General features: G+C 62.2%; 8 protein-coding genes. 1 reads left to right on the top strand and 7 read right to left on the bottom strand.

What is annotated here, in order from left to right; translation table 11 throughout:
- Positions 1-98: 98 nt before the first annotated feature.
- From AC3ISR_RS28085 to aspA, 7 genes are all read right to left on the bottom strand, one after another.
- On the bottom strand, positions 99-1190 hold the full coding sequence (locus AC3ISR_RS28085) for a polyamine ABC transporter substrate-binding protein (protein WP_463983704.1): 1092 nt from the start codon (positions 1188-1190) through the stop codon (positions 99-101).
- Positions 1187-2227 carry a histone deacetylase family protein gene (locus AC3ISR_RS28080; RefSeq protein WP_463983703.1) on the bottom strand — a complete coding sequence of 347 codons (1041 nt, stop codon included), beginning with the start codon at positions 2225-2227 and terminating at the stop codon, positions 1187-1189. The genes AC3ISR_RS28085 and AC3ISR_RS28080 overlap by 4 nt, the downstream gene beginning before the upstream one ends.
- A gap of 133 nt (positions 2228-2360) precedes the next feature.
- Positions 2361-3347, bottom strand: coding sequence for an AraC family transcriptional regulator (locus AC3ISR_RS28075; RefSeq protein WP_463983702.1), 987 nt, complete (start codon positions 3345-3347; stop codon positions 2361-2363).
- Positions 3348-3396: 49 nt separating this feature from the next.
- The gene (locus AC3ISR_RS28070; RefSeq protein WP_489324528.1) at positions 3397-7986 is read right to left on the bottom strand and encodes a hypothetical protein; all 4590 of its coding nucleotides are present in this window, start codon (positions 7984-7986) and stop codon (positions 3397-3399) included.
- Positions 7987-8096: 110 nt separating this feature from the next.
- Positions 8097-9074 (bottom strand): asparaginase, encoded by a 978-nt coding sequence (locus AC3ISR_RS28065; RefSeq protein WP_192298061.1) that lies wholly within the window; start codon positions 9072-9074, stop codon positions 8097-8099.
- A 77-nt stretch (positions 9075-9151) separates the two neighbouring features.
- A complete protein-coding gene (locus tag AC3ISR_RS28060) occupies positions 9152-10597 on the bottom strand; it encodes an alanine/glycine:cation symporter family protein (RefSeq protein ID WP_192298060.1) in 1446 nt (481 codons plus the stop codon).
- A 392-nt stretch (positions 10598-10989) separates the two neighbouring features.
- On the bottom strand, positions 10990-12414 hold the full coding sequence (gene aspA / locus AC3ISR_RS28055; RefSeq protein WP_192298059.1) for an aspartate ammonia-lyase: 1425 nt from the start codon (positions 12412-12414) through the stop codon (positions 10990-10992).
- A gap of 182 nt (positions 12415-12596) precedes the next feature.
- Here aspA and AC3ISR_RS28050 point away from each other — a divergent pair, with 182 nt between their 5' ends.
- Positions 12597-13505, top strand: coding sequence for a LysR substrate-binding domain-containing protein (locus AC3ISR_RS28050; RefSeq protein WP_192298058.1), 909 nt, complete (start codon positions 12597-12599; stop codon positions 13503-13505).
- Positions 13506-13754 lie beyond the last annotated feature (249 nt).

Genomic DNA, 13754 nt, shown 5'->3' with positions numbered 1-13754 from the left:
CTGTTCGGGCTGTGGAGCCGCAAAGTAATCACTGAGGGTGCTGCGCAGTCGGTAGATAAGTACCGGGGCCCGCTCCCCGGCGGGAGCGGGCGTTGAGATCAGGTACCGGACTTGATCCTGGTCCAGGCCCGCGTCCTCGCCCGCTCGGCTTTGCTGTCCAGTGGCTTCAAGGTATAGAGCGTGGCCATGGCCGCATCGGTGGGGTACAGGTTGGGGTTGTTGCGGATCGCTGGGTCGACTTGCAGGGTGGCGTCCTTGTTGGGGTTGGGGTAGCCGACAAAATCACTGATGGGCGCAATGACTTGGGGCTGCAACAAGTAGTTGATGAAGGTGTAGGCGTCCTGCGGGTTCTGAGCGCCTTTGGGGATGGCGAGCATGTCGAACCAGATCGGCGCGCCTTCTTCAGGCAGGCGCATGTCCACGGTCACGCCGTTCTTGGCTTCCTTGGCACGGTTGGCGGCTTGGGAGAAGCTGCCCGAGTAACCCACGGCCACGCAGATGTCGCCGTTGGCGATGTCGGCCATGTACTTGGAGGAATGGAAGTAGGTGATGTAGGGGCGGATCTTCAGCAACAGCGCCTCGGCTTTTTCATAGTCCTTGGGGTTGTTGCTGTTGGGGTCCAGGCCCAGGTGTTGCAGGGCCAGGGGCAGGATCTCCGACGGCGAGTCCAGCAGGGCCACGCCGCACTGCTTGAGCTTGCTGATGTTCTCTTGCTTGAAGATCAGGTCCCAGCTGTCCACCGGCGCGTTATCCCCCAGCGCGGCCTTGACCTTGGCCGGGTTGAAGCCGATCAGGATGGTGCCGTACATGTAGGGCACGGCGAACTTGTTGCCGGGGTCGTTGGCCTCGATCAACTTCATCAGTTTGGGGTCCAGGTGGTTCCAGTTGGGCAGTTGGCTGCGGTCCAGGGGCTGGAACACGCCGGCCTCGATCTGCTTGGCCAGGAACACGTTGGACGGCACCACCACGTCATAGCCGGAGTTGCCGGTGAGCAGCTTGGCCTCCAGGGCTTCGTTGGTGTCGAAGATGTCATACACCAGCTTGACGCCGGTGTTCTGCGCCTTGAAGTCTTCCAGCGCCTTGGGGGTGATGTAGTCGAACCAGTTGTAGACCTTGAGGGTTTTTTCTTCGCCATGCACCGTGCCGCTCAACACGGCGATGCACAGGGCCAGGGAGGTGAGCATCTTCATCGGGTAGCTCCTTGTTGTTCGAAACCTTCGAGGACGTTGACGGCGTTGATGCCGATTTCTGCCACTGCGTAGCCACCTTCCATCACGAACAGCGTGGGCTTGCCCAGGCGTGCGATGCGGCGGCCCATGGCCAGGTAGTCCGGGCTGTCGAGCTTGAATTGGGAGATGGGGTCGTGCTTGAACGTGTCGACGCCCAGAGACACCACGATGATGTCGGCGCTGTAGCCCTCGATCTCATCGCAGGCCGCGTCCAGTGCCGCGCTCCAGGTGTCCCAGCCCGAGCCGGCCGGCAACGGGTAATTGAAGTTGAAGCCTTCACCGGCACCCTCTCCCCGCTCATCGGCATACCCCAGGAAAAACGGAAACTCCGCCTCGGGGTGGCCATGGATCGAGGTGAAGAGCACATCGCTGCGCTCATAGAAAATCGACTGGGTACCGTTGCCGTGGTGGTAATCCACATCCAGGATCGCGACCTTCTGCCGGCCCTGGTCGAGAAATGCCTGGGCGGCAATCGCGGCATTGTTCAGGTAGCAATAACCCCCCATCAAGTCACTGGCGGCGTGGTGCCCCGGTGGTCGGCAAAGGGCGAAGGCGCTGTGGGCGCCTTGCTGGATCGCCTGTTGCGCGGTCAACGCGACCTGGGCCGCGCTATAGGCCGCTTGCCAGGTGCCGACGGTGATGGGGGCGCCGCCGTCGAAGCTGTAATACCCCAGTTGCCCATGCAGGCTGGTGGGCAACACCCGGCGCAGGGTGCGGGCGGGCCAGGTGTAGGGCAGCAGGTCGCCGTCCTGGCCAAATTCGCTCCAGCGTGCCCAGGCACCTTTGAAAAAATCCAGGTAGTCGCGGCTGTGTATGCGTTGCAGGGGCGCCAGGCCAAAGTCCTGCGGCGCCAGTACCGGGCCCAGCTCGCGGTCCTTGACCCGTTGCAGCACGTGGTCGGCGCGGGAGGGCATTTCGAAACAGGGCATCAGTTGCCCGTCCATCAACTCGCAGCGGCCGTGGTGCAGATGGTGATCGTCCGAATAGATCGTCAGCATTTTGTTGTTCTCCAGGCGTCTTGTAGTGCCCACCAGTGTTGCGTCGCAGGCGTTGCAAGAGAACGGCAGGAGCGGCCAAAAGGGGATAGATATGGCCAAAGAATCTGACCGCTATTCGCCCCTTGATGGAGCATCAGGGCCGAAACTGACTGGGCGCCACCCCACTCCAGCGCACAAAGGCGTGGCGGAAACTCGCGGTTTCGCTGAATCCCAATTGTTCGGCAATGCGGTGGATCGGCACCCGATCCTGCACCAGCCATTGCTTGGCCTGCTCGAAGCGCAGTTCGTCGAGCAATTCCTGGTAGCTGCTGCCCAGCCCGTGCAAGTGGCGGCGCAGGGTGCGTGGCGAGCAGTTCATCTGCTCCGCCAGGCAGTCGAGCCCGGGGGCTGCGTGCAACTGCACGGCGAGCAGCTGGCGCACGCGGTTGAGCCAGGCCTGGCTCCCGGTGAACTCGGTGTTCTGTTTGCGGCAGCGCTCGGCCATGGCTCGGTGGGTGACGGCATCGGCCAGGGGCAACGGTTGTTGCAGCCAGTGTTTGTCGAACGCGAACGCATTGGAGGGCGCCGCAAACTGCAGCGGGCAATCGAAGCGTGCGGCATAGCGCGCCTGGTAGTCCGGCGCCGGGTAGGCAAATCGCGCGCCCAGCAAGGGCAGCGGCTTGCCGAGCAAGTCATCGCAGATCACTTTCAGCGATACCAGGCAGAACTCGATATTGAACTGTGCCAGCGCCGGGGCTTCCCGGTAATCGCTGGCGGTGAACCAGATGCGCTCTTCGTCTTCTTCAAGGCTCAACTCGAAGAGTGTTCCCAGCAGCGCCGGGTAGCGCAGTGCCAGGCGTAAAGCGTCACCGAAAGTGGCACTGGTGAGCAGCGCGTAGCCGAGCAACCCGTAGGACGACACATGCATGCGCTGGCCCACATCCAGGCCAATGTCCCGGCGCAGGGCCACGGCATTGGCGCACACCTGCATCTCCTGGTGGGTGGTGATGCAGGTGTCGGCGTGGCTCAGGTCTGCGACGCAGATGCCGCTGCCGGCCAACAGGGCCTCGGTAGCCTGGCCCTCGAAGGTGGCCAGCAGCAGGGAGACAGCGTTGAGAGTCGTCAGGTGTGAGTGCAGCATGGTCGCTCTGCCCAAGGGGTCTGCCCTTGAGGGAGCAAGTTATGTGCCGTCACTCGAAAAACAGGCGGCGGGCCTGTTCGAGGCTGATCTCACTGCGAAAGAACGCGATCTTTTGTGAATCGCTCAACCCCTTGGTGGTATCGGCGGCAGCCCCCAGGCGGTGTTCTTCTACGGTTTTCAAGCGTGCCGAGAGGTAAGTGCGGGCCGGCGTCCAGTTCGTGCTGTAGTGAAAATGCGCGTACCACAAGGCCTGGTGGTTGCTGCGGTCAGTGATGGTGTACTCGTCCAGGAAGTCGGGCGTCGGGCTTTTCAGGCGGCGTCGGCTGATGGTTTTTTTGATGGTGATCGCGTTGTGGAGTTTGAGCCACTCCAGGTTCGGGATCGTCGGGGGGTGTTGTTTGATCATCTTGAGCACATGTTCGTTGCTACGGCGGTACAGGTCCTCCACGGCCACGGTAAGAGCCTTTTTGACCCAGCTGGCCGGCAGCTTTTCACCTTCGCTGGTATTGCTTTGGATGAGCGCGGTTTCGATTGCGCCGATCGCCTGTTCCAGGCGTCGGGCCTGGCGATGGAACAAGTACTCGATGCCGATGGGGTTGCGTTCGGTCTGATCGGCCAAGGTCGCAGCGTGCTGGACAAACCCAGGCAATTCATCGAGCAAGGCCTGCCCGGCGAGAAGGCTGGTTTGCAGGTCCACCGGCTCCACCGGGCTTGGGGTGCGAGGTGGCGTCTTGATCCGTTCGACCCAGATTCCCGGGGTTTTTTCATGATAGGTGGCAACCACGTTGCGGGTGAGTGGTGAGTGGATGTCTACCAAGCCGGTTTCCAGGCCCAATGGGGTCAAGCGCGGCTCACCAATCAACTGGCCGTTGTAGCGAGTACGGATGAATTTTTTCTGCGGGCGCGGTGGCGTTGGCGGTGGGCTTGGGCGGCTGCGGAAGGTGTCCCTTTCTGCACTCAGCAGCGCCAGGTTGCTGATGGCGCGGTTATTGAAATCCCCCAGGATGCGCCGCAGGTGTTGAAACGGCTCGGTGATGACGTGCTGTGGATACTGCGTGTGCAGATCACCCAAGCGTTCGTCCAACAAGCGGAACTGTTCAATCAGGCTGCTCAGCGTGTCGATGCGTTCATCCAGGCGGCTTTCGCTGAGCTCGCTCAGGGTGTCGCGCAAGCACTGGATTGCGATGTCGGCGTTGTCGACTATGGAGTCGATGTCTTTCCAGGCTTCAGGTGCACTGGCCTGGCTTGCTTCTTCCAGGCACAGGTTACGGCTTAGCGTGACCTGCAGCGCGGTGAGGTCTTCGCTACTGTAGGCCGGCAATGTGGCCTTGATGGTGGTGATCAGCCGCATGCCGTCGCGCTGCAGTTTGCGCAGCTCTTGGAAGCGCCCTTGCATGTAGTCCAGCCGCTGGATCATCTGCTGGTTCAGGATGCTCAGTTCGCGTGCATCCTTGATGTTGCGCTCCAGTGGCATCGAGGCCTGGCGTTCGATCTGATCGAGCACGGTGCGCAGTTTCGGGGTGAATTGGGGCAGGGCCTCGCGGATGTCCGCGCTGGCGAACTCGGTCTGGGCCTTGATGTAATTGAGCGCCTTTTGCGAATAGTCCGGCGTCGGGGCGTGTACGTTCAGCTCCTTGAGTTTTTGCAAGGCTGTTTCGTAATCGTCGCGCTGGGACTCCAGGGTGCGCAGGTAGGTCTCGCGACGCGCTTCGACGGAGGTCGATGGCCCAGCCGCCATCGCCGCCTGGGCCTGTTGCAGGGCACTCTGGGCATTTTTCTTGTCGCCTTCGAAATCGCTGAGCTCCTTGCGTAGCTCCTCTGCGCGCTTTTGCGCCAGGGTCTTGGCCTTGCGGATCGCTATTTTGGGCCCGCCGCCGCGCAGGCGCAGGCGCAGGTCGATGAACCATTGGCCTTGTCGGTTGTGAATCAGCGGTGGGCCTGTGCGTTCTGGGTTGGTCGGATCGATAATTTGCACGGTGTCGTTCTCATCCAATTCCACCTCGAACCAGCGCGTGCCGACCGGGACGTAGAATTTCCCCGCGCTGGTGTAAAGGTGTTGATAGTCACCCGGGGCGCTGACGGGGCCTTTCAGGCGCTCGGGCTTGGTGACTTTGAAAGAGTCCAGCAGCGTGCCCAGTTCGGTGGGGCCACGGCTGATTGCGCCGCTGGTATTCAGTGGCTGGGCGCGAGTGGTGGGCAGCTCATCGGCGCGGATGTCCGGTAGCTTCTTGATCTCGAGGGGCTTGGGCTTGGAAGGTCGGTGCGCGGGGGACGGCGGCTTGGAGGCTTCTGGGGCCCGCGGCCGGGAAGCCGTCCGGGCGACACCATGCAATGCGATGGCCATGCCGAGGTTGAGCAGCAGGTCACTGAGCGCGACCCAAGGCGATTGCCGCTCGGGGTGCGACTCGGCGTCGACCACGTCTTGAAGCTGGTCCATGATCTGCCAGACCCACGCGGCTGCGCCAACGGTGCGGCCCAGGAACGGCAAGGTGGCATTGAAGATCAGCCAGCCGGCCCGCTTGAAGGTCTCCCAGCGAGATTCGGCATTTGATACCGATTGGCGATCGGCCAGCGTCACCAGGGCGTTCGCGTTGGCCTTGAACAGCGTGGCAAAGAGCTCGCCGTTCAGTACTTGGTTGCTCAAGCTCATTGGCCCGCTCAGGGTCCACAGTTTGGTCGGGTCCACGAGGAAATCGGCCGCGGCCCAAGGTGACGGCAGCGCGCTGGGGAACACGTAGCGGGCGTAGTCCTCGCGTACGTCGTCAGGCAGCCAGGCGAGCACCGACTCGCGAAGCCGCGAAGACTGCTGGATGGCATACAGCACGTTTGCCGGTGACGGGTATTGCACCAGCGGCGGGTCGAGCAAGGGACGGTACAGCAGGCATGGACCGGCATCCGGTTCTTGAGGGCCGATCACATACATGTTGGCCACTTCATCCCGGGTAGCGTCCGTACGACGCTGAGGCACAAAAGCCAGCGGCCGAATGACAATACGCTGGCCATCCACCAGGCGGTCAGCCGCATCGGCTTGCATCAGCGCGGCCACGTAGCGGTAGCCGAGCTCGTTGATACCGTATTGCCGGCGAATCTTGTATTGCAGGGCCAGTAGCGGCAGTTGCACCTGCAAGTGCTGGGTATACAGCGTCTGCCGCCGCGCCGACTCGCGCGGGTCCTGCAACAGTTTGCTCTGGATGAGTGCCGGGTAGCGGGCGCCGATATTGATGCGGCTGACCAGGCTTTCGACATAACTGACGGTCAGCCAGGCCGGCAGGTCGCGGTCATTGGCAGAGCGCAGGGTCTTGTCACCGAAGGGCACGGCGATCAGGTTTGCCAAGGCCAGGTCGACGAGGTTGAAGGTTGTCGTGTCGATCTGGCCAGGTACGACGAAAGTGCCCCAGATCACGAGGCTCTTGATCACCAGTTCGATCTTTTCCGGCATGAGCTGGCTGGCGTCGGGGTGGTCCTTGAGCATCTGGGCCTTGAGCTGGCTCAGGGCGTAGGCCTGGATGGGCTCTATCTCGTCCAGGTAGGTCTTGCCCTCATTGAGTCGGTGCACGGCGGCCAGGTCTTTGAGATGGCGTGAGCAGGCGTTCAGGTCGGACGTGGAGGCCTGGCTCAACCAGTCTGGCAGTGCTTGCTCGTACCACTGCCAGTCAGCGTGCTTGCCTGCCATCGATGCCGTCGGTGGCACTGCGAGCACAGCCTGCTGGGTTTCGCTGCCTCTGAGATCGGAAAAGTCGATCTCGCCGATGGCTTGGATCTGCACCGCGATCAATGCGCACGCCAGGTAATCAAAATAATTTCCCTCGGGTTCCACCAGCCGCCATTGCAGGTTGCCGTGGGCAATCGATGTGTCGACGAGGGTGGGCAGTGCGTGGCCCAGTTGGTCCAGGCTGCTGTATTTGTCGTAACCCTGCAGCAGCGAGTGAGTGAGAATCACCTCGTGGCCCTGCTGGCGGCCGATCAATACCGTGACCAGATGCTCGTTGAGGTGGCGGGCCTTGCCTTGGGCATCGATCTCTTCGACGTCGATCAGGTAGGCGCGGGTGGCGTAGGCATCGTCTGCGCGCAACGTCTTCAGGTCCGGGGCGCGGAACAGTTGGCGGGCCATGAGGCAGTCCTGTTCTGTCCAGCCGCGGACCTGGTCGACATTCCAGAACTCGCGCAGGGTGCGCGACAGCTGCTGCCAGTGCGGGTCGCTACTGCCATTGGAGGCATTCCAGTAGGCGACTTGCTGGTCCTGATAGCCGCGAATCATCGCCGGAGCCAGCACGTTGATGATCCCGGCGATTTCGTCGATACGTACCGGCAAATGGACGGCGGGTTTGGCGATGGGCTGACGGGTGAGGAAGTGTTCGCCTTCGAGGTAGATCGTCGGCACGGCGAGTACGGCCTGCTTGGCCAGTACTTCGGTCAGCGGTTGATAGTGCGGGGCGCCGGCGACCACCTGGTCTTCAACGATTTCCCACACGGGGGTGCCGACCATCGTGGTTTCGGGGTCGATATCCAGCGTCGGATAACGCTCTTGCAACTGCTGGCGCAGCAGCACGGCAGCCACTTCGCGAAAAGCCGGGCCGGCAGACAATTGAGCGATCAAGGTGTGGTTGAGGTTGGGGCGGGGGGGGAGCGTAGAGGTCATTGCGTACTCCTGGCGTGCCTGAGAATGGAAACGACCCGAGGGCTTGCCTCGGGTGTTGCCATGCTAGGAATCGCTCAGCCAGGAGGGGGGTGATTATGTAAGGGGTGGGCTCAGCCCAGTTCGCCGCACAGGTTGGTTTCCACCAGGCCACGGACCTGCGCGTTGTCCAGCCCTGCGCCGAGCAGCGCGTTGAGCTTGCCGAATGCCGCTTCTCGGGTCATGCCGCCACCCGACAGCACGCCTACCCCACGCAGGCGGCTGCCGGCTTCGTAGACGTCCAGTTCCACGCCACCTTCATGGCACTGCGTGACTGCGACCACGACCACGCCTCGCTCCTGTGCACGCTGGAGGCTGGCCAGGAACTCGGGGTTGTCGCTGGGCCCGGTGCCGCTGCCGAAGCACTCCAGGATCAGGGCTTGAATGCCGCTGCCAATCAGGGCGTCCAACTGTGCCGCGCCGATACCCGGCACCAGCGGCAGTACGCCGACGTTGGCCAAGGCCTTCGGCTGGCGATAGTCCAGGGCTTGAGGAATGGTCGCGGCACGGGCCACGCCGCCCTGGCGATTCAACGCCGCGAACGGGTTGCGGCCAAAGCTGCGCACCTTCGCGCAGGCGGTCGGCGCCATCATCGCGCCGTGAAAGTGCAGGTGCACGCCCGGCACCACGCCCGCGCCCAGCGCTTGCAGCGCGCCGCTGACGTTTTCCCAGGCATCGCTGTCCGGCACGCCGGCGGGCAGCATCGAACCCGTGAACACCACCGGCACCGGCAGGCCCAGCAGTTGGAAAGCCATGGCCGCTGCACTGTAGGCCAGGGTGTCGGTGCCATGCAGGACCAGCACGCCGTCGCAGCCCTGGTCCACGGCATCGATCACCGCGGTGCGCAGGCGCTGCCAGTAGGCGGGGGTCATATTGGCGCTGTCGATCAGCGGGGCCATTTCCTCGAAGCGCCAGGCGGGCACAGGCTGGTTGGCGAGCTGTTCGCGCATGCGCGCTTCGAAGCCGGAAGCGGGGGCCAGGCCGTTGGCACTGGCCTGCATGCCGATGGTGCCGCCGGTATAGAGCACCATGACGTTGTTAGCTGGTTGCATCGAAAAATCTCCTGAACGAAAAACGCCGCACGGCCCCGAGCATGCCCAAGGTCGTACGGCGTGTCATCTCTCTACGCTCAGCGCTGGGCTTGGGCGTTCAGTTCAGCCGATGGAGCGGCCTCGGGTTTTACCGGGTTGGCCGGCCAGGCGCTGCGGTCCAGGTCCAGGTCAGGGAACTGGCTGGAGTCGAACACCGGGGTCTTGATGCCTGCCGCGCGCTGGTTGTCGTAGTCGTTCAGGATACGCATGGCGATCTTGAACAGGAACGCCAGGGCGAACAGGTTGACGAAGGCGAGCATGGTCATGGTGATGTCGGCAAACGCGAACACGGTGCTCAGGTTCTCGATGGAGCCCCAGAAGATCAGCACCAGCACCAGGGCGCGATAGCCCATCAGTACCTTGCGGTTGTTGCCCACCAAAAAGCGCAGGTTGCTCTCGCCGAGGTAGTAGTTGTACATGATCGAGGTGAACACGAACAACGCCAGGGCCACGGAGATGAACATGCGGCCCCAGTCACCGACCACGGCAGCCAGGGAGTTCTGGGTCAGGGCAATGCCGTCGCCTTCAAAGCCCGGGGTGTAGAAACCGGAGAGCAGGATCAGCAAGGCGGTGCAGGTGCAGATCACGAAGGTATCGAGGAACACACTGAATGCCTGGACCACGCCTTGGGCAATCGGGTGCTCTACAGAGGCCACGGCTGCCACGTTCGGCGCACTGCCCAGACCGGCTTCGTTGGCGAACACGCCGCGCTTCACACCCATGATGATCGCGCTACCGACCAGGCCACCGAAGGCTTGATCCAGACCGAAGGCGCTCTTGACGATGGTCATCAGCATGGCCGGTACGTGGTCGAACTGCAGCACGATCACGTACAGGGTCACGGCGATGTAGACCAGGGTCTTGACCGGCACCAGCAGGTCGGCGATCGAGGCGATGCGCTTGATCCCGCCGATGAACACCAGGCCCAACAAGGCCGCCAGGGCCAGGCCGGTGTAGGTGGTGTCGAGGCCGAAGGCGTTGTTCAGCGAGTGGGTCACGGCGTGGGCTTGCAGGCCGTTGAAGGCGAAGCCGAAGGTCACCAGCAGCAGGAACGCCATGACCATGCCCAACCAGCGCTTCTGCAGGCCGTGCTGGATGTAATACGCCGGGCCGCCACGGTAGGTGCCTTCTGCGTCGGTGCGCTTGTACAGCTGGCCGAGGGAACATTCGATAAAGCTCGAAGACATGCCCACCAATGCGGTGACCCACATCCAGAACACGGCCCCCGGGCCACCCAGGGTCACCGCAATGCCGACACCGGCAATGTTGCCGGCACCCACGCGGCCGGCCAGGCTGAGCATCAGCGCCTGGAACGAGCTGAGTTGGTCGGAGCTGTTCTTCAGGCTGTCTTTAAACACCGAGAACATGTGGAAAAAGTGACGCAGTTGTACGAAACGCGAGCGGATCGTGAAATAACCGCCGAGCCCGACAATGAGCACGATCAGTACTTTCCCTGAGAGGAAGTCGTTGATGACTTCGAGCATGGAGTGTTCCTCGCTGATTTTTCTAATGGCAAACGCAGGACGGTTCGATGCCGTCGCTTGGCACCAGGCAGTGCGCGACAGTTCGACCCCAATCCTTTTGCGGGTTGTTATTCATGCGGTTTCGCGCTGTGTTCAGGGCCTCGTTACCGACGGCCGCAGACGCGAGAGGGGCGGCACTATACCTAGGCGAACGTGATCCGTCTGCTTGGGCTGATTAAAGGTTTCAGCCAAGCTGTTGCAGGGGCGGTGGGCTTACAGGGCGATATTGGAGTTTTTATGGGCGTCATTTCACAACCTTGAGGCAAAAAAAAGGGCCTGAAGAACGAGCCTTCAGGCCCTCAAAAGGTGAGAGGTGTCTAGTCCCTCAACCTGGTGAGCGGTGCAACAAACGCTTAGGCCTTCAGCGGGACCAAGCGTGGGGCAATCATGTTTTCGGGGCGCAGGATGTCGTCGAGCATGGCGTCGTCGAGCAAGCCTTCTTCGCGCACCAGTTCCAGCACGCCACGGCCGCTTTCGAGGGCGATACGGGCGATACGGGTGGCGTTTTCATAGCCGATGTACGGGTTCAGCGCGGTAACCAGGCCGATGGAGTGCTCCACCAGTTCGCGGCAGCGGGCTTCGTTGGCAGTGATGCCGGTGATGCAGTGCTCGCGCAGCATGTCCATGGCGCGTTGCAGCAGGCGGATCGAGTCGAAGATCTTGAAGGCGATCAGCGGCTCCATCACGTTCAGCTGCAGTTGGCCGCCTTCGGCTGCCATGGTCAGCGCCAGGTCGTTGCCGATCACTTGGAACGCCACCTGGTTGACGGCTTCCGGAATTACCGGGTTGACCTTGCCTGGCATGATCGAGCTGCCTGGCTGGCGCGCTGGCAGGTTGATCTCGTTGATCCCGGTGCGTGGGCCGCTGGACAGCAGGCGCAGGTCGTTGCAGATCTTCGACAGTTTCACCGCGGTACGCTTGAGCATGCCGGAGAACAGCACGAAAGCGCCCATGTCGGAGGTGGCTTCGATCAGGTCGGCGGCCGGTACCACCGGCTGGCCGCTGATCACGGCCAGGCGTTGTACGGCCAGGGCCTGATAGCGCGGGTCGGCGTTGATGCCGGTACCGATGGCGGTGCCGCCCAGGTTCACTTCGGTCAACAGCTCTGGCGCCAGGGTTTTCAGGCGGGCCAGGTCTTCACCGAGGGTGGTGGCGAAGGCGCGGAATTCCTGGCCGAGGGTCATCGGCACGGCGTCTTGCAATTGGGTGCGGCCCATTTTCAGCACGTGGCTGAATTCGACGCCCTTGGCGGCGAACGCCTGGATCAGGCTGTCGAGGCTGGCCAGCAGCGCGTCATGGCCCAGCAGCAGACCCAGGCGGATCGCGGTCGGGTAGGCGTCGTTGGTCGACTGCGCCATGTTCACGTCGTTGTTGGGGTGCAGGTATTGATATTCGCCCTTCTGGTGACCCATGGCCTCCAGCGCGATGTTGGCGATGACTTCGTTGGCATTCATGTTGGTTGAAGTGCCAGCGCCGCCTTGAATCATGTCCACCACGAACTCTTCGTGGAAATCGCCGCGGATCAGACGGGCACAGGCTTCGCTGATGGCAGCGTGCTTGGCTTCACTGAGCTGACCCAGCTCGCGGTTGGCGTCTGCCGCCGCTTGCTTGACCATTGCCAGACCGACCACCAATTTCGGGTAATGCGAAATCGGAACGCCCGAGAGGCGGAAGTTGTTCACCGCTCGCAGGGTCTGGATGCCGTAATACGCTTGAGCCGGTACTTCAAGTACGCCAAGCAGGTCTTTTTCGGTACGGAAAGATGCAGCGGAGGACATGACGGAAATCATCTCGATATGGACCCGGAACTGGCCGGAACGCTGCGAATGCTAGGCTTGTGTGTGTTTTTGGGCCAATGCTGTTCAGCACTGGGCTATGCATAAACGGCATAATGCAGGTGTGACCCGGCTATCATGGCGGGCGTGTGTACCAAAATGGTGCGTACCCGTGGGAGTAAGTGATGAACCTTGAGAGCAAATGGCTGGAAGACTTCAGCGCCCTGGCCGCCACCCGCAGCTTTTCCCAGGCGGCGGAGCGGCGCTTTGTTACCCAGCCAGCGTTCAGCCGACGCATCCGCAGCCTTGAGGCGGCGTTGGGCCTGACCCTGGTCAATCGCTCGCGTACGCCAGTCGAACTGACGGCGGCGGGGCAGTTGTTCCTGGTGACCGCGCGCACCGTGGTCGAACAGCTCGGTGAAGTACTGCGCCATTTGCACCACCTGGAAGGCGGGCAGGGCGAGGTCATGCAAGTGGCGGCAGCCCACTCCCTGGCACTGGGCTTTTTCCCGCGCTGGATCGCACAGCTGCGTAACGAAGGCCTGAACATCGCCACGCGGCTGGTCGCCACCAACGTCGGCGATGCCGTACACGCCCTGCGCGAAGGCGGTTGCGACTTGATGCTGGCGTTCTACGATCCGGACGCGGCGATGCAGATGGACGCGGAAATTTTCCCCTCACTGCACCTGGGCAACACCGAAATGCTCCCGGTGTGCGCGGCCGATGCCGATGGCAAGCCGTTGTTCGACCTGGAAGGTGAGGGCAGCGTGCCGCTCCTGGCCTACAGCGCCGGTGCGTTCCTTGGCCGTTCGGTACATCTGCTGCTGCGTCAGCGCGCGTTGCGCTTTACCACGGTGTACGAAACGGCGATGGCCGACAGCCTCAAGAGCATGGCGCTGGAAGGGCTGGGCATCGCCTGGGTGCCGCAACTGAGCGTGCGTGCCGAATTGGCGCGCGGTGAGCTGGTGGTGTGCGGTGGCCCGCAATGGCATGTGCCGCTGGAGATTCGTTTGTATCGCTGTGCATTGGTACGCAAGGCCAACGTGCGGTTGTTGTGGCGCAAGTTGGAGGGTGGGGCGGCGCAGGGCGCTTGAGTGCGCTGAAGATCAATGTGGGAGCTGGCTTGCCTGCGATAGCTGTAGTGAATTCACCATTGCTATCGCAGGCAAGCCAGCTCCCACATTGACCCAGTTCCCATGGGGAATGTGTGTTGTGTTCGCTGACCTGAAAGTCAATAAAACCGCCGCTTTGCCCCGCTAGACAGATGGTCATCCAAGGGGCTGTTTATCTGGATTATTACGGTATACTGCGCGGCCTTCGGCCGGTCCAACCGGCCTTAATTC

It is taken from the genome of Pseudomonas sp. GL_117 (genome assembly GCF_057835125.1).
The sequence above is the reverse complement of the archived record's forward strand: the minus strand, read 5'-3'. Positions and strand labels throughout refer to the sequence as shown.